This window comes from Actinomycetospora rhizophila (assembly GCF_042657905.1).
GTDB classification, from domain to species: domain Bacteria; phylum Actinomycetota; class Actinomycetes; order Mycobacteriales; family Pseudonocardiaceae; genus Actinomycetospora; species Actinomycetospora rhizophila.
This window is the reverse complement of record NZ_JBHSKG010000001.1, coordinates 80,978-94,906: the sequence shown is the minus strand read 5'-3', so window position 1 is coordinate 94,906 and position 13,929 is coordinate 80,978. Positions and strand designations below refer to the sequence as shown.

Sequence of the window (13,929 nt, the reverse complement as noted above, 5' to 3'; positions counted from 1 at the left end):
GCTAGCGCCCCGGCAGGCCGCTACAAGGAGTGGCGGTAGGCCTGGTTCGCCGCCCGCAGCCGGGTGTCGGCGCCGAGGTAGACGTGCTTGGACATGTCCGGGGAGTACCGGCTCGCCGGCGGGGTGCGCCCCAGGGTCTCGGCCATCGCCCGGAGGTGGTGCGGCGCGGCGCCGCAGCACAGCCCGAAGTAGCGCACGCCGGCGGCGCGGGCCCGCCGGGTGAAGTCGGCGATCTCGTAGCGGTGGCAGGTGAACGGGTCGAGCGCGGTGGGGAAGGGGAGGTCCTCGGGCAGCGCCATCGGGCCCGGGTCGCGCAGCGCGTGGAACGTCGGCTGCTCCGCGGTGGTGCGGTAGGGCACCGGCAGCGCGGCGACCGGGACGTCCACCGCCGCCGCGATCGGTCCCAGCAGCGGCAGCATCGTGGCCGGGCCGCGCACGCAGTTCAGGCCCACGACGTCGGCGCCGCGGGCGGCCAGCTCACGGCACGCGTCGGTGATGTCCACGCCGTCCCGGGTCTCCGGCTCGGCGCCGGCCACCAGCAGGATCACCGAGGGCAGCCCGGCCGCGCGGATCACCTCGAGGGCGATGCGCGCCTCGCCGAGGTAGCGGAAGGTCTCGCCGATGACGTAGTCGGCGCCGGCCTCCGCGGCCCAGCCCACCTGCTCGGTGAACATCTCCCGCACCGCGTCGTGGGTCGCGGGATCGGCCGGGTCGTACACGCCGGTGTTGCAGATGTTGCCGGCGAGCAGCGTGCCGGTGCTGTCGGCGACCCCGCGGGCGATCTCGAGCGCCTGCCTGTTGAGCGGCTCGAGGATGCCGTCCTTGCCGATCACCCGCAGCTTCTCGCGGTGTGCGTAGTAGGTGAACGCCTCGACGACGTCGGAACCGGCGTGCACGAACTGCCGGTGCAGCGCGGCCACCTCCTCGGGGTGCTCGAGCACCACCTCCGGCACGAACGCCCCGGCCTGCAGGTAGCCCCGCCGCTCGAGCTCGAACAGGTAGCCCTCGCCGCACACGACGGGACCGGCCGCGAGCCGCTGCGCGAGTCGGTCGCCGGAGTACGACGGCAACGGCTGGGGACTGGTCATGGGCTGGCCTCGCTCTCGTGACGGACATCACCAGGATCACGGGTCGCGCAGGAGTTGACCTCGCGCCGGTGATCGGATCCGCCACTGGTCCGAGAAGGCGGGCCTTATGACGGGCCCGGCGCCCGCGGCCGACCGGGCTGGACGTCCGCGCAGGTGCCCTGGAGCCGCGCGGATGGGCACGGCGGCCCGTCTCGCCCACGCTGGAGGGCATGGCCGACGACACCAGGACGCTGACCGCCCCGCTGTTCACCGACACCGACCGGGCCCTGCTCGACCGTCCGCTGCACGGGCTGCTCACGATCCCGCCGGGCCCGAAGCGTCTGCCCGCGCCCCGTCCGGTCTGGTTCGAGCGGACCCCGGAGGACGACATCGCGCTGTTCTCGATGGCGGACGCGCTGAAGGTCCGCCGGCTGGCGGCCGAGCCGCGGGCCTCGTTCGTCGTGGTCGCCCCGGGGGGCGAGCCCGAGGGCTGGGTCTCGATCGAGGCGGACGTGACCCTGCCCGAGGGCGGCGCGAGCGACCTCGCCCGGCGGCTCGCCGAGCGCTACTGGGACGACCTGACGACGCCCGAGCACCGCGAGCTGCTCGAGCTCTACGCGGTGGAGGAGAACCTGCGCCGGATCGTGCTGCACCCGCGCCGGGTCACCCGCGTCTGAGCCGGATGCGTCCGTTCGCTGACGTCCGGATCATCCTTTCCCTGGGAAGCTGGACCCGGGCAGACGCGGCACCGGCCGCGTCCCGGCGGAGGGGACGGGAACATGGGCGAGGTCAAGGTCGAGCACGAGCTGACGCTCTCGCGCGAGGAGGTCGCCGACTGGCTGGCCGATCTCGCCGACGCCATCCGTGAGGGCGGGTCGGCCGAGCTGTCGCTGTCCGGTCCGGTGCTCACGCTGCCGCTCGCCGACGACATCGACGTCGAGATCGAGGTGGAGGTCGACGGCGACGAGGTCGAGCTCGAGATCGAGCTGTCCTGGTCGACCCGGTCCGCGGCGAAGGACGACGACGAGGACGACGAGGACGAGGACGAGGACGAGGACGACGAGAAGGGTGACGACGCCGTCGGCGACGCGGCGGACACCGTGGGCGGCGCGGCGGGCGACACGGCGAACGCCGTGGACGACACGGTGGACACCGTGGACGACACGGTCGAGGACACGACGGACGCCGCGGCGACGACCGCGAGGACGGCGACGGGCACCGCGACGAGTGCGGCGGCGAACACCACGGGGAACACGGCGGCGAAGGCGCCCGCGAAGGCCGCGGCGGCGAAGGCGCCCGCGAAGGGCGCCGCCGCCAAGACCTCCGCCGCCAAGGCTCCCGCGAAGACCTCCGCGGCCAAGGCTCCCGCGAAGGTCGCGAAGACCGCCTCGTCGACCGCGTCCTCGGCGACCGACGACGTCTGACTCAGCCCGAGCCGGCGATGTTCACGAGCCAGCGGACGCCGAAACGGTCGGTGCAGTCGCCGTAGAGGTCGCCCCACATCTGCTTCTCCAGCGGGGTGCCGACCGTTCCGCTCGCCGAGAGCTTCTCGTACCAGCCGCGCAGCGTCGGCTCGTCGTCGCCGGACAGCGAGATGGTGATGTCGTTGCCGCGCTGCCGCGACTCGCCGGGCGGCATGTCCGCGACCATCAGCGTGATGCCGCTGTCGGTCTCGAGCTGGCCGTGCATGACCTTGTCCGCGTCCGGGCCCTCCATGCCCATCTGCGCGAAGGTCATGACCTGGGTGGTGCCGCCCAGGACGTCGGCGTAGAAGGCGATGGCGTCCGCGGCCTCGCCGTCGAAGTGCAGGTAGGGGTTCAGGGTGACGCCCATGTGGTGCTCCGTGGCTCGACGAGTCGGGTCCCCGACGGCGTGGAAGCTAGACCCCCGCGCGGACCTGCGGAAGCCGCCTGACGAGGGCTCCCGGGCTCACGACGAGACGAACCAGCCCGCCGCCGCGAACGGGCCCCCGCCGCCGTCGGTGAGCGCGCGCAGCCCGTCCTCGAACGCCGCGAAGCGCCCGGGGCCCATCGCCGCGGCGCGCTCGGCCCGGAGCCGCTCGAGGATCTCCCCGGAGAGCGCGAGCACCTCGCGACCGCGCGGGGTGAGGACGACGAGGCGTCGGCGCGCGTCGGCGGGGTCGCCGGTGCGCTCGACGTAGCCGCGCTCGGCGAGGACGTCGACGGTGCGGCCCGCCGCCTGCTTCGTGACCCCGAGCCGCCCGGCCAGCTCGGAACCGGTGACCGGTCCCGGCGCGATCGCCTGCAGCGCGAAGCCGTGACCGGGCCGGACGTCGGGGTGCCCGCGACGGGCGAGCTCGGCGTGCATCGCGTCGACCAGGTCGCGGAACGCGCCGAGCAGGCGCAGCGCCAGCTCGCCACCGGGCATGGGGCTGGACGAGGCCGTCAACGTGGTTTACCTTTTTGGTCAATCACATTGACGATCCTAGACGGAGGACCCCGTGAGCACGCTCATCCGACGGGCCGACGCCCGCCGCACCACCACCCCGAACGCGACCATGACGACCTACGCCTCCCCGACGCAGGGCGCGAGCCGGCAGGCGCTGTGGCGGGTGGAGATGGCGCCGGGCGCGGTCGGCCCCGACCACGCGATGGCCGGCGAGCAGATCTGGACGGTCGTGGGCGGCGCCGCGCGGGTGGAGGTGGCCGGCGAGGTCGTGCCGCTCGGGCCGGGCGACACCCTCGTGCTGCCCGCCGACGCCCCGCGGCGCATCCGGGCGGACGCCGAGCACGGTCTCGACGCGGTGGTCACCGGGCCGGGCGACGACACGGCGTCGGGACCCGGCCGCGAGCCGGTGGTGCCGGCCTGGATCGCGTGACCGTCACGCCTCAGGGCGCCGTCCCCGGGCGGTACGTCCCGACGCTCCAGACGTTGCCCTCGCCGTCGACCGCGGCGTACTCCCGCGAGCCGTAGTCCTGGTCGGTCAGCTCCATGACCACCTCGGCGCCGGCGGCGACCGCGCGGTCGTGGTGGGCGTCCGGGTCGTCGACGACCACGTAGACGACCGCGCGCCCGGTGTCGAAGCGGTCGCCCTCGCGGCGCGGCCCGATCAGCACCGCGCCGCCGCCCTGGACGAGCTCGGCGTGGGCGACGGCGCCGGAGTCGTCGCGGTGGGAGGCGGCGACGGTGAAGCCGAGCGCGTCGCGGAGGAATCCGATCGCGGCGTCGGGGTCGTGGTAGCGCAGGGTGGGGTGGACGCTCATGCCGGCGAGGCTAGGAGCGGGGCGGCGCCGGGTCTTGGACGTCCGGGAACCCGTCCCGCCATTCCTGCACGTAGCGGGTGGGCGTGACCCCGGCGAGGTCGCGGAACTCGCGCACGAGGTGCGAGTGGTCGGCGAAGCCGCAGGCGGCCGCGACCTCGGCGATGGTGGTCGGTGCCCCCGGCTCGGCGACCAGCAGGCGGGCCGCCTCGCGGAAGCGCAGGACGCGGCCCGCGGTGGTCGGCGCGAGCCCGACCTGGGCGCGGAAGCGGGTGAGCAGGTGCCGGCGGCTCCAGCCGGTCTCGTCGGCGAGGGTGGACACGGCGACCCGGCCCCGCGCCCGGGTCAGCCGGGTCCAGGCGTGGGCGACCTCGGGGTCGGGGGTGGTCCGCGACCGGTCGAGGAGCGCGGCGAGGGTGGCGTCGACGAGTGCGAGGCGCCGCGACCGGTCGGGGAGGTGCGCGAGGCGCTCGGGCAGCGCCGCGAGGGCGGGCTCCTCGAGGGCGTCGAGCGGGACGATCCGGTTGGTCAGCGTCGCGGTCGGGCGGTCGAGCAGGCGCAGCACGCCGAGCGGGGTGAGGTCGACCTGGATGCCCTGCTGGTGGCCGGCGAACGCGGTGACCACCGCGGCGTCGTGCATGCCCGCGAGGAACGCCGCGGACCGGGCGCGACCGCCGGGACCGGCCGTCTCCAGCGGGTCGGCCCAGGACAGGATCAGCGTGCAGGCGCCGTGGGGCGCCTCCCGCCGGCGCAGCGGCTCCGGCGCCGCGACCTCGTCGTACGCCTGGTAGCGCCGCACGACGCCCGCCGGCACCCGATGCGGGTGGAGTGCGGGAACGCTCACGTTGGCAGCCTGCCAAAGAGGACGGCGAGCGGCTACGGTCCGGCCCGTGACGGGACGGGACGGGACGGGTACGGCACGCGACACCCGGGTGGTGGTCGTCGGGGCGGGCTTCGGCGGGATCGCCGCGGCGATCGAGCTGCGCGGCCACGGCATCGCCGACGTGGTGATCCTCGACAGCGCGCCCGAGATCGGCGGCACCTGGTACTACAACGCCTACCCGGGAGCGGCCTGCGACGTCCCGAGCCACCTCTACTCGTTCTCGTTCGCCCAGCGCGGTGACTGGTCGCGGCTGTGCTCCCCGCAGCCGGAGATCCTCGAGTATCTCCAGGGGGTCGCGAAGGAGTACGGGCTCGAGGAGGCGTTCGTGCCCTCGGTGCGCGTCGCGGCCGTGCGGCTCGACGAGGGCACCATGACCTGGACGGTCGAGGCCGAGGACGGGCGGACCTGGGACGCCGACGCCGTCGTCCTCGCGACGGGCCAGCTCAACACCCCGGCGATCCCCCCGATCCCCGGCGCGGACGACTTCGCCGGCCCCCAGATGCACTCCGCGCGCTGGGACCACGACGTCGACCTGCAGGGCAAGCGCGTCGCGGTGGTCGGCACGGGGGCGAGCGCGGTCCAGTTCGTGCCGGCGATCGCGCCCGAGGTCGGCGCGATGACCGTCTTCCAGCGCAGCGGGAACTGGTTCTTCCCCCGCAAGAACCGCTACTACCCACCGGCCCTGCGGCAGGTGTTCCGCCGCGTGCCCGGCGTGATGCGCTTCCGGCGCTTCTTCCTCAAGGGCTACCTCGAGTCGCTGACGCTGATGATCCGGCACCCGAACACGGTCGGGCGCCTCGGGCGGCTGTACTCGACGCTGTTCATGCGCCGCCAGCTGCGCGACCCGGAGGTCCGCCGCAAGGCCTGGCCGGACTACACCTTCGGCTGCAAGCGCATCCTGTTCAGCTCGCACTACCTGCCCGCGCTGGAGCGCGACAACGTCGAGCTGGTGACCGACCGGGTCACCGGCATCGAGTCGGACGGCGTGCGCACCGAGGACGGCCGCCACCACCCCGCCGACGTGCTGATCTGGGGCACCGGCTTCAGGACCACCGAGTTCATGTTCCCGATGGACGTCGTCGGGCGCGGCGGGCGCACGCTGCAGGAGGAGTGGGGCGAGGGCGCGCACGCCCACCTGGGGATGACCGTGCCCGGGTTCCCCTCGCTGTTCGTGCTCTACGGGCCGAACACCAACACCTCGGGCGGCTCGATCATCGTGTTCCTCGAGGCGCAGGTGGCGTACGTGCGCCAGGCTCTCGAGGAGACCGCGCGGCGGCGCGCGGCGGCGCTGGAGGTCCGGCGCGACGTGGAGCAGGCCTTCGACCGGCGCCTGCAGGCGGCGTTCGAGGGCACGGCCTGGACGCAGTGCGACTCCTGGTACCGCGACGAGTCCGGCCGCATCGTCGCCAACTGGCCGCGCTACATGGAGCAGTACGTGCGCGCGGTGTCGCGCCTCGACCCCACGGAGTACGACTTCCTGCCCGCGCCGCGGTAGTTGTCCACAGCCCCTGTCCACACTGGGGACGAACTACACCGGTGTCATTCCGGGTGGTCAGGAGCCCGGTGTCTAGGGTCGGGGGATGCTGCGGCGTGCCGAGATCGAGCTCAAGACCTCCGGCGAGGTGGACGCCATGCGGGAGGCCGGGCGGGTGGTCGCCCGCTGCCTCGACGCCGTCCGGGCCGCGGCGGCCCCGGGCGTCTCGCTGAAGGAGCTCGACGGCGTCGCCCACGACGTGATGATCGAGGCCGGCGCCGTGCCCGCGTTCCTCGACTACCACCCGCACTTCGCGCCGTCGCCGTTCCCGGGCGTCATCTGCGCGAGCGTCAACGACGCCGTCGTGCACGCGATCCCCGGGCCCCACCGGCTCGCCGAGGGCGACCTGCTGAGCATCGACTGCGGCGCCTTCCTCGACGGGTGGTGCGGCGACGCGGCGTTCAGCGCGGTCGTCGGTGCCGACCCCGACCCCGCGGACCTCGACCTGATCGCCACCACCGAGCGCGCGCTCGCGGCGGGGATCGCCGCGGTGCGGCCCGGCGCGCGGCTCGGTGACCTGGGCGCGGCGATCGGCGCGGTCGCCCGCGCGGGCGGGTACGGGATGCTCGCCGACCACGGCGGCCACGGCATCGGGCGCGCCATGCACGAGCCGCCGCACGTGCCCAACGAGGGCCGCGCCGGCAAGGGCATGAAGCTGCGCGCGGGCATGGTCATCGCGATCGAGCCGATGCTGCACGCCGGCGGCGGGGACGACTACGTCCACGACGACGACGGCTGGACCCTGCGCACCGCCGACGGCAGCCGCGCCGCCCACGCCGAGCACACCGTCGCCGTCACCGACGACGGGTCCCGCATCCTCACGCTGCCCTGACCGACCCCTGTGAGCACTCTCCGGGCCCATGACCCCGGAAAGTGCTCACGAGGTCGCTAGCTCTGGCTGGACGCGCGACGGTTCTGCTCGTCGTCCTGCGGGGTGTCGCCCTGCGAGGCCCCCTCGCGCGGGGCGTCGGCGCGCTCGCGGTGCGCCCGCTCCCACTCGGAATCGTCGCGCGCGCCGTCCTCCCCGCCGTCCGACCGCGGCTTGCGGCGCACGTTGCGGCGGTCGAGGCGGTGCAGCTGCCCGTTGCCGTCGCGGCCCCAGTGGGTGCCGTGGGAGTCGGTGAAGCGCATCTCGGGCACCGCGGGCGCCGAGTACAGCTCGTCGCGGCTGACGTCGTCGTGCCCGAAGGGCAGCGAGTGGATCTCGTCGCTCGACGGGGGCAGCAGCGCCATCGACACGCTGTGCTGCTCGTCGCTGGAGGGCAGGCTGAACAGGCAGCGGACCTGGAAGACCGGCGAGTCGCCGCCGTTGTGGACGCACAGCACGTAGTCCTCGTCGCGGTCGTGCCGTGCGCCCTCGTCGAGCCACGCCGTGACGCCCTGGGCCTGCTGCTCCTGCCGGACCTCGACCTGGTCCTTGCGGTTGAGCAACATGATCCACACGTAGGCGGCGAAGCCGAGCAGGGAGCCGGCGCTGCCGACCGCCGACACCCACTGGGCGGCGAGCTGGGAAGTGCTCATCGGTGCTGGTCACCTCGGGGACGTTCTGGGGAGTTCCGGACGAGGAGGTGCCCAGGGGAGTCGACCTCTACGCTCCCCGTCGTGAGCTCCGCGTCCGCCCCGGACCCGCCCCGACCCACCCCGCCGACCGGCGCCTCGCCCGGCGCGCTCGTCCGCTGGACGATCGACGTCGTCAACAGCCACGACGCCGAGGCGCTGCGGCAGGTGTACGCCCCGGCGATCCGCGCGCGCTTCCCGATGCGCACCGTGCGCAGCGCCGACGAGCTCGTGGCGTGGTGGAGCGGGGTGTTCGCGGCGGTGCCCGACCTCGCGCTCACCATCCAGGGCCTGGCCGAGAGCGGCACGCGCGAGGACGGCGAGGTGTTCCTGCGCTGGCGCCTCACCGGTCACCACTCGGGGGCCGCGTGGGAGGGCATCGAGGCGACCGGGGCGTCCGTCGACCTCGACGGGATGGACCACTTCGTCGTGGCCGACGGCGTGCTCGCGAGCAACTTCGTGGTCTTCGACCAGATGCAGTTCGCGCGGCAGATCGGGCTCCTGCCCGCCGAGGGGTCGCGCCTCGACGTCGGGCTCAAGCGCGGCTTCAACGCGCTGGCCCGGCGCCGGCGGGGCTAGCTGCTCTTGCTGCTGCCGCCGTCCTTGCGACTGCGGCCCTGCGTGCCGCCGCGGCCGCGGAACTCGACACCCGCGTCCACGAGCAGGCGGCGGACCCGGCCGATGCTGTAGCCGGTCTCGGCGCAGATCTCACGGATGCTGGCGCCCTTCTGGTACCGCTTGAGCAGTTCGCTGCCCAGCTTGGAGCGCTCCGCCCCCGTCACCCGCTGGTTGCGCGCCAGCTCTGGTGTCTTCGCCATGCGGGGCAGTATCACAGCGCGTGGCCGAGCACCGCCACCATCGATGATTACTCCTGAGTCAAGCGGTCGCACGCGTACTGCGAACGAGATCAAGGTCCGTCCGACGGCCCAGTGCCGTGACAGCGCGTGAGAAAAACAGTCCAGCCGTGTACTACCTGTAGGCGGGGTACTGACGGCCGCGCGGGGCCACGTCCTCGGCCGACTCGGCGCCCCAGCTCGACCATCCCGGACGGGGGTAGCGGGCGAACATCTCGAGGTACGGGCCCGGCGAGCAGGCCTCGATGAGGTCGTAGGCCTCCTCGGGCTTGCGGGAGTGCTCGCGCTTGCGGGTCTCGATCATGTTCACCTGGCGCCGGCCCGGGTCGAGCGTGCGCAGCGAGCCCCGCACACCGAAGAGGATCAGCTCGGTGACGTTGCGGAAGTAGAAGCCCACGCCCCGCCCGTCCGGCCCGCCGTCCTTGCGGCGCTTGGCCCAGACGAGGTTGCTGACGTACCGGAAGCCCCACCCCTGCATCACCGCGAGGCCCTCGGGCAGCAGCGCGTTGGGCACCCAGAGGTAGAGGTGGGCGTTGGCCGACACGACGTCCGCCACGGGCAGCGCGGCGATCTCGGGCGCGCTCATCGTGTCGTAGCGGTCGAGCCGCCGGTGCTCGGGCGCGACCTTGCCGGTGCGGTTGGTGAACCGCCACGGCGGGTCGGCGTAGACACACGACCAGCCGCCCGTCGTCCGGGGGAGCGCGACGCTCTCCAGCGGCGAGGCGTCCGCCCGCAGGGGCGTGGCGCGCGCACGTCGTGGCGCTTCCTCCGCCAGGGTCATCGTCTCGGGTCTCCTCGCCGTGTCCGGTGCGGGCGGGACGCTATCGGCGGGGTCCGACAGCCCCGGTCCCGACGACACCGTCCCGTCGTCGGTCACGGCAGCAGCCCGTCGGTGAGCATCAGGGGTGCCGGGGGCTCGGGGCGGGCGCGCTCGCCGTCGGCGGGCACCCAGCAGCGGCGCGAGATCGCGACGGCGAGCAGCGGGCAGCCGCCGGCGTCCCCGCGCGTCATGCGCGACTCGAGCTTGCCCAGGTGGGTGGTGGTCGAGGTCGAGAGCCTGCTGCGGACCTCGTCGGCGCTGCCCCCGGCGGCGCGGGTCAGCTCGCGGGCGAGCTCGCGCAGGTCGTCGTGGGTGCGGGTGAGCAGCACCGCGCCGTCGATGAGGCCGGCGTCGTAGAGCGCGCGGTAGGCCCCGATGTCGCGGTCGAGGTTGCCGTCCTTCGCGTTCCACTCGACGTCGAGCGCGACCCGGCCCTTCACGTTGTCGACCTTGTAGCCCTCGTTGACGACCTCGCTCTCGCGCACCGTCACCCCGGCCTCGCCGGCCGGCGCCCAGGGCTGCACCTGCAGTCGCGAGGTCACCACGGTGTCGACGCGGCCCTCGCGCCATCCGCGGGCCCGGAACGCGGCGTTGAGGCGCGCGGCGAGCCGGGACTCGTTGCCGCCCGCCTCGACCAGGTCGGCCGTGGTGAGGTCGAAGTCGGCGAGGACCGCGCAGATCTCGGCGAACTCCTCGCGGCTCGTCGCGGCGAGCACGGCGGCGGCGTTGCGCGTCTCGCGGAGCTCGTAGCGCTCGGCGACACCCGGCGGCACGACCGACGACCACCCCTGCGTGAGCTCCATCGCCGGACAGTCTCGCACCACGATCCCGGTCGGCCCGCTCACGGCACCGGACCCGCGGCGGGGCGCTGTGACGCGTGCCCTAGGGTCCCTCGAATGGGCTACCTCCCCGTCGGAGGTCCCGCGTGACCACCACGGCCCCGCTGCCGATCCTGGCGCCCCCCGTCGCGCCCTCGGTCCCGGAGACCCCCGCCGCCGCACGGGTGGCCTGGCGTCCCCTGCTGGTGCTGGCCGGCGTCGTCGCGCTCGTCCACGGGGTCAGCTCCGCGTGGTACGGCGCGTTCGGCGACGAGCTGTACTTCGTCGGCGCGGGTCGCCACCTCGCGGGGGGCTACGCCGACCAGCCCCCGCTGGTGCCGTGGCTCGCCGCGGGGCTCGACGCCCTCGCGCCGGGGAACCTCGTCGTGCTGCGCCTGCCCGCCACCCTGACCAGCGCGGCGCACGTCGTGGTCGCCGCCCTGATCGCGGCCGAGATGGGGGGCCGGCGCCGGGCACAGCTGCTCGCCGGCGCCGCCGTCGCGATCTCGCCGTTCCTCCTGGCCACGGGCCACCTGCTCGCGACGTCGACGCTCGACCCGTTCCTCTGGGCCCTGCTGCTGTGGCTGGTCGTGCGGTGGCTGCGCACGCAGCACCAGGGTCGAGCTCCGCTGCGCTCCGTCTCCCGCCCGGACGGCCTCCTGCTCGCCGCGGGCCTCGTGCTGGCGGTGGCGATGGCGGTCAAGTTCCTCGTCCCCGTGCTGGTCGCGGGGCTGTTCGTCGGCGTGCTCGTGGCCGGGCCGCGCCGGCTGCTGGGCCGACCCCTGCTGTGGGTCGGCCTGGTGCTGGCCGCGGCGTCGACCGTGCCGACGCTGCTCTGGCAGGCGGCGCACGGGTGGCCGCAGCTGCGCATGGGCGAGGTCGTGGCCGGTGAGGGCGGGCTGACGGGCAACCGGTGGTGCTTCCTGCCCTACGCCGGCTGGGACGTCGGCCTCATGCCCGGCCTCGTGCTCGCCGGCCTCGGTCTGTGGGCGCTCCTGCGCAGCGACGCGCTGCGGCCCTGGCGCGCGGTGGGGATCGCCGCCGTGGTCACCACCGCGGCGATGATCGTCGCGGGCGGGCGCCCCTACTACGTGATGGGCCTCGCGGCGGTGCTCGTCGCCGCCGGCGCGGTCGCGCTGCAGGACCGGCGCCCGGCGCGCTGGTGGGGCTGGACGGTGTCGGTGCCCGCCGTGGTCGCCTCCGCGCTGGTCGTGGCCGTCCTCGCGCTCCCGCTCGGGCCGGCGTCGTGGCGCGTCGAGCGGGGCGACTTCCTCGCGGCCGGCCAGGTCGGCTGGGAGAGCCTCGCCGCGAGCACGGCCGCGGCGTACGGCGCCCTGCCGCCCGAGCAGCGGGCGCACACCGCCGTGCTCGCCTGGTCCTACTGGTACGCGGCCGCCCTCGACGTCCACGGGCCCGCCGTCGGGCTGCCGCCCGTGTACAGCGGCCACCGCGGGTACGCGTTCCTCGGCCCGCCCCCCGACAGCGCCACCTCGGCGCTGCTCGTCGGGCCCGTCGAGGGGGCCGCGGAGCTCTGCCGCACGATCACGCCGCTGCCGCCCCACCGCGACCCGACGGCGAACGCGGTGATCAACGGTGACGTCCCGCTCGCGCTGTGCACGCTGCGCGCCCCGTGGTCGGCGTCGTGGGCGTCGGTCACGCACATGCGCTGAGCCCCGGCCCATGATGGGCGCGTGAGATCCGGCCGCAGACGATTCTGGGCGCTGCTCGCCGTCCTCCTGCTGGCGGCCGTGGTGGGCTGCGCCGGGCACGCGGCGCCGCGTGCCGGGGCGGCGGCCCCGGGTGCGCCCCCGATGGGCACCAACAGCGCGCCCGTGCCGGCCCTCGACTGGCGCGCCTGCGGCGGGGCCCAGTGCGCCGACGTCGTCGTCCCGCTGGACTACCGCCGCCCGACCGGTCCGACGATCACGCTGGCGGCGCTGCGGATGCCCGCCACCGACCCTGCGGCGCGGATCGGCACGCTGGTCGTGAACTACGGCGGCCCGGGCTCCCCGGGGACGGCGAGCCTGCGCCGCCTCGCCGGGCGCTTCGACGCGCTGCGGTCCCGCTTCGACCTCCTGGCCATCGATCCCCGCGGCACCGGCGCCTCGTCGCCCGTCGCGTGCGCGCCGTTCGGCGGCGACCGGGTGCCCGCGCCCGCCGGGCCCGCGCGCACCCCGGAGTTCTGGGCGTCGGCCGCCGAGCCCGGGCGGGCCTGCCTCGCCGGGACCGGCGAGCGCCTGGGCCACCTGTCCACCGCCAACGCCGCCCGCGACGTCGACCTCGTGCGCCAGGCGCTCGGGGAGCCGACCGTCAGCCTCTACGGCTACTCCTACGGCACGTACTCGGCGGCGACCTACGCGAACCTGTTCCCCGCCCAGACCCGGGCGATGGTCCTCGACGGCAGCCTCGACCTCGTCGCCAACGCCGCCGGCGCCCCCGGCACCGAGCGGGTGCCCGTCGACGTGCGGGCGGCGGTCAGCGAGGCGTGGGAGGAGGCGTTCGGGGTGGCCCTCGACCGGTGCGCCGCCGGCCCCGCCTGCCCGCTGGGCCCCGACGCGCGGGCCCGCGCCACCGACGTCGTCGCGGCGGCCGCGACCTCCGGGACGTCGGCGGAGCTCGTCGCGCGCATCGACCGGGCCCTGCAGACCGAGGGGCGCCTGCCCGGGCTGATGCGCACGCTCGGCGCGCTGGCGCCCGCCGCGCCGCCGTCGGGCGGGCGCGTCCCGCTGCCCGCGACCCCGTGGGCACCGGAGCACTCGCCGTCCTACCTGGCGATCCAGTGCACCGACAGCGTCACGCCGTCGCGGGCCGACATGGACGCGGCCGTGGTCTCCGAGCAGGCCGCGCACCCGATCATCGGGGCGTCCACGGCGCTCAACCACGCGATGTGCGTCGACTGGCCCGCCATCGACCCCGACCGCTACCTCGGGCCGTGGAACGCGCCGCTCGCCGCGCCCGCCCTGCTGGTGAACTCGCGCTGGGACCCGACGACGCCGCTGGCCGACGCCCGTGCGACGGCCTCCCAGCTCGCGGCGGCGCACGTGCTCGTCGTCGACGCCATCGGCCACACGACCCTCGACGCGCCGAGCCGCTGCGCCGCCGAGGCCTACACCGCCTACCTGCTCGACCCGCGGGTCACGCCGCCCGAGCAGTGCCCGGCCGGGCTCTGAGCCGC

General features: G+C 75.0%; 17 protein-coding genes. 8 read left to right on the top strand and 9 right to left on the bottom strand.

Annotated elements, in window-relative coordinates:
• Positions 1 to 20: 20 nt before the first annotated feature.
• Positions 21 to 1,088, bottom strand: coding sequence for a homocysteine S-methyltransferase family protein (locus tag ACFPK1_RS00465; RefSeq protein WP_378018934.1), 1,068 nt, complete (start codon positions 1,086 to 1,088; stop codon positions 21 to 23).
• 209 nt (positions 1,089 to 1,297) lie between these two features.
• Between ACFPK1_RS00465 and ACFPK1_RS00460 the strand changes: the two genes are divergently transcribed.
• Together ACFPK1_RS00460 and ACFPK1_RS00455 are read left to right on the top strand one after the other, a co-directional pair.
• Complete coding sequence (locus ACFPK1_RS00460) at positions 1,298 to 1,744, top strand: pyridoxamine 5'-phosphate oxidase family protein (RefSeq protein ID WP_378018933.1); 447 nt, start codon at positions 1,298 to 1,300, stop codon at positions 1,742 to 1,744.
• A gap of 102 nt (positions 1,745 to 1,846) precedes the next feature.
• Positions 1,847 to 2,491, top strand: a complete 645-nt coding sequence (locus ACFPK1_RS00455; RefSeq protein WP_378018932.1) for an amphi-Trp domain-containing protein — start codon at positions 1,847 to 1,849, stop codon at positions 2,489 to 2,491.
• A gap of 1 nt (position 2,492) precedes the next feature.
• Here ACFPK1_RS00455 and ACFPK1_RS00450 read toward each other — a convergent pair whose 3' ends face one another.
• Together ACFPK1_RS00450 and ACFPK1_RS00445 are read right to left on the bottom strand one after the other, a co-directional pair.
• Positions 2,493 to 2,900, bottom strand: a complete 408-nt coding sequence (locus tag ACFPK1_RS00450) for a VOC family protein (protein ID WP_378018931.1) — start codon at positions 2,898 to 2,900, stop codon at positions 2,493 to 2,495.
• Positions 2,901 to 2,996: 96 nt separating this feature from the next.
• A complete protein-coding gene (locus ACFPK1_RS00445) occupies positions 2,997 to 3,455 on the bottom strand; it encodes a MarR family winged helix-turn-helix transcriptional regulator (protein WP_378018930.1) in 459 nt (152 codons plus the stop codon).
• 73 nt (positions 3,456 to 3,528) lie between these two features.
• On the opposite strand from ACFPK1_RS00445, the gene ACFPK1_RS00440 reads away from it, so the two are divergent.
• Positions 3,529 to 3,906 carry a cupin domain-containing protein gene (locus ACFPK1_RS00440; protein ID WP_378018929.1) on the top strand — a complete coding sequence of 126 codons (378 nt, stop codon included), beginning with the start codon at positions 3,529 to 3,531 and terminating at the stop codon, positions 3,904 to 3,906.
• 10 nt (positions 3,907 to 3,916) lie between these two features.
• Here the strand turns inward: ACFPK1_RS00440 and ACFPK1_RS00435 are convergent, their stop codons facing one another.
• On the bottom strand, positions 3,917 to 4,291 hold the full coding sequence (locus tag ACFPK1_RS00435) for a VOC family protein (RefSeq protein ID WP_378018928.1): 375 nt from the start codon (positions 4,289 to 4,291) through the stop codon (positions 3,917 to 3,919).
• 10 nt (positions 4,292 to 4,301) lie between these two features.
• Positions 4,302 to 5,132 carry an AraC family transcriptional regulator gene (locus ACFPK1_RS00430; RefSeq protein WP_378018927.1) on the bottom strand — a complete coding sequence of 277 codons (831 nt, stop codon included), beginning with the start codon at positions 5,130 to 5,132 and terminating at the stop codon, positions 4,302 to 4,304.
• Positions 5,133 to 5,178: 46 nt separating this feature from the next.
• On the opposite strand from ACFPK1_RS00430, the gene ACFPK1_RS00425 reads away from it, so the two are divergent.
• Both ACFPK1_RS00425 and map read left to right on the top strand, forming a co-directional pair.
• Positions 5,179 to 6,666, top strand: a complete 1,488-nt coding sequence (locus ACFPK1_RS00425) for a flavin-containing monooxygenase (protein ID WP_378018926.1) — start codon at positions 5,179 to 5,181, stop codon at positions 6,664 to 6,666.
• 85 nt (positions 6,667 to 6,751) lie between these two features.
• Entirely contained in the window at positions 6,752 to 7,537 is a 786-nt protein-coding gene (gene map / locus ACFPK1_RS00420) for a type I methionyl aminopeptidase (protein ID WP_378018925.1), read from the top strand.
• A 56-nt stretch (positions 7,538 to 7,593) separates the two neighbouring features.
• On the opposite strand, the gene ACFPK1_RS00415 is transcribed toward map, so the two are convergent.
• Complete coding sequence (locus ACFPK1_RS00415) at positions 7,594 to 8,226, bottom strand: hypothetical protein (RefSeq protein ID WP_378018924.1); 633 nt, start codon at positions 8,224 to 8,226, stop codon at positions 7,594 to 7,596.
• Positions 8,227 to 8,307: 81 nt separating this feature from the next.
• On the opposite strand from ACFPK1_RS00415, the gene ACFPK1_RS00410 reads away from it, so the two are divergent.
• Positions 8,308 to 8,841 carry an ester cyclase gene (locus tag ACFPK1_RS00410; RefSeq protein ID WP_378018923.1) on the top strand — a complete coding sequence of 178 codons (534 nt, stop codon included), beginning with the start codon at positions 8,308 to 8,310 and terminating at the stop codon, positions 8,839 to 8,841.
• Here the strand turns inward: ACFPK1_RS00410 and ACFPK1_RS00405 are convergent.
• The 3 genes from ACFPK1_RS00405 to ACFPK1_RS00395 all read right to left on the bottom strand — a co-directional run bounded on the left by ACFPK1_RS00405 (position 8,838) and on the right by ACFPK1_RS00395 (position 10,739).
• Entirely contained in the window at positions 8,838 to 9,080 is a 243-nt protein-coding gene (locus ACFPK1_RS00405) for a helix-turn-helix domain-containing protein (protein ID WP_378018922.1), read from the bottom strand. The genes ACFPK1_RS00410 and ACFPK1_RS00405 overlap by 4 nt on opposite strands.
• A gap of 151 nt (positions 9,081 to 9,231) precedes the next feature.
• Positions 9,232 to 9,897, bottom strand: a complete 666-nt coding sequence (locus ACFPK1_RS00400) for an MT-A70 family methyltransferase (protein ID WP_378018921.1) — start codon at positions 9,895 to 9,897, stop codon at positions 9,232 to 9,234.
• 92 nt (positions 9,898 to 9,989) lie between these two features.
• Entirely contained in the window at positions 9,990 to 10,739 is a 750-nt protein-coding gene (locus tag ACFPK1_RS00395) for a BglII/BstYI family type II restriction endonuclease (protein WP_378018920.1), read from the bottom strand.
• A gap of 122 nt (positions 10,740 to 10,861) precedes the next feature.
• Here ACFPK1_RS00395 and ACFPK1_RS00390 point away from each other — a divergent pair, with 122 nt between their 5' ends.
• Together ACFPK1_RS00390 and ACFPK1_RS00385 are read left to right on the top strand one after the other, a co-directional pair.
• Positions 10,862 to 12,424, top strand: a complete 1,563-nt coding sequence (locus tag ACFPK1_RS00390) for an ArnT family glycosyltransferase (protein ID WP_378018919.1) — start codon at positions 10,862 to 10,864, stop codon at positions 12,422 to 12,424.
• Positions 12,425 to 12,445: 21 nt separating this feature from the next.
• Positions 12,446 to 13,924 (top strand): alpha/beta hydrolase, encoded by a 1,479-nt coding sequence (locus tag ACFPK1_RS00385; protein WP_378018918.1) that lies wholly within the window; start codon positions 12,446 to 12,448, stop codon positions 13,922 to 13,924.
• The last annotated feature ends 5 nt before the right edge of the window (positions 13,925 to 13,929 follow it).

Excerpts from the sequence above, each read along its gene's own strand:
- ACFPK1_RS00435 (WP_378018928.1), bottom strand. The coding sequence starts at position 4,291 with ATGAGCGTCCACCCCACCCTGCGCTACCACGACCCCGACGCCGCGATC.
- ACFPK1_RS00415 (WP_378018924.1), bottom strand. The coding sequence starts at position 8,226 with ATGAGCACTTCCCAGCTCGCCGCCCAGTGGGTGTCGGCGGTCGGCAGC.
- ACFPK1_RS00405 (WP_378018922.1), bottom strand. The coding sequence starts at position 9,080 with ATGGCGAAGACACCAGAGCTGGCGCGCAACCAGCGGGTGACGGGGGCG.
- ACFPK1_RS00395 (WP_378018920.1), bottom strand. The coding sequence starts at position 10,739 with ATGGAGCTCACGCAGGGGTGGTCGTCGGTCGTGCCGCCGGGTGTCGCC.
- ACFPK1_RS00460 (WP_378018933.1), top strand. The coding sequence starts at position 1,298 with ATGGCCGACGACACCAGGACGCTGACCGCCCCGCTGTTCACCGACACC.
- map (WP_378018925.1), top strand. The coding sequence starts at position 6,752 with ATGCTGCGGCGTGCCGAGATCGAGCTCAAGACCTCCGGCGAGGTGGAC.
- ACFPK1_RS00445 (WP_378018930.1), bottom strand. The coding sequence starts at position 3,455 with ATGCCCGGTGGCGAGCTGGCGCTGCGCCTGCTCGGCGCGTTCCGCGAC.
- ACFPK1_RS00450 (WP_378018931.1), bottom strand. The coding sequence starts at position 2,900 with ATGGGCGTCACCCTGAACCCCTACCTGCACTTCGACGGCGAGGCCGCG.
- ACFPK1_RS00465 (WP_378018934.1), bottom strand. The coding sequence starts at position 1,088 with ATGACCAGTCCCCAGCCGTTGCCGTCGTACTCCGGCGACCGACTCGCG.
- ACFPK1_RS00455 (WP_378018932.1), top strand. The coding sequence starts at position 1,847 with ATGGGCGAGGTCAAGGTCGAGCACGAGCTGACGCTCTCGCGCGAGGAG.
- ACFPK1_RS00400 (WP_378018921.1), bottom strand. The coding sequence starts at position 9,897 with ATGACCCTGGCGGAGGAAGCGCCACGACGTGCGCGCGCCACGCCCCTG.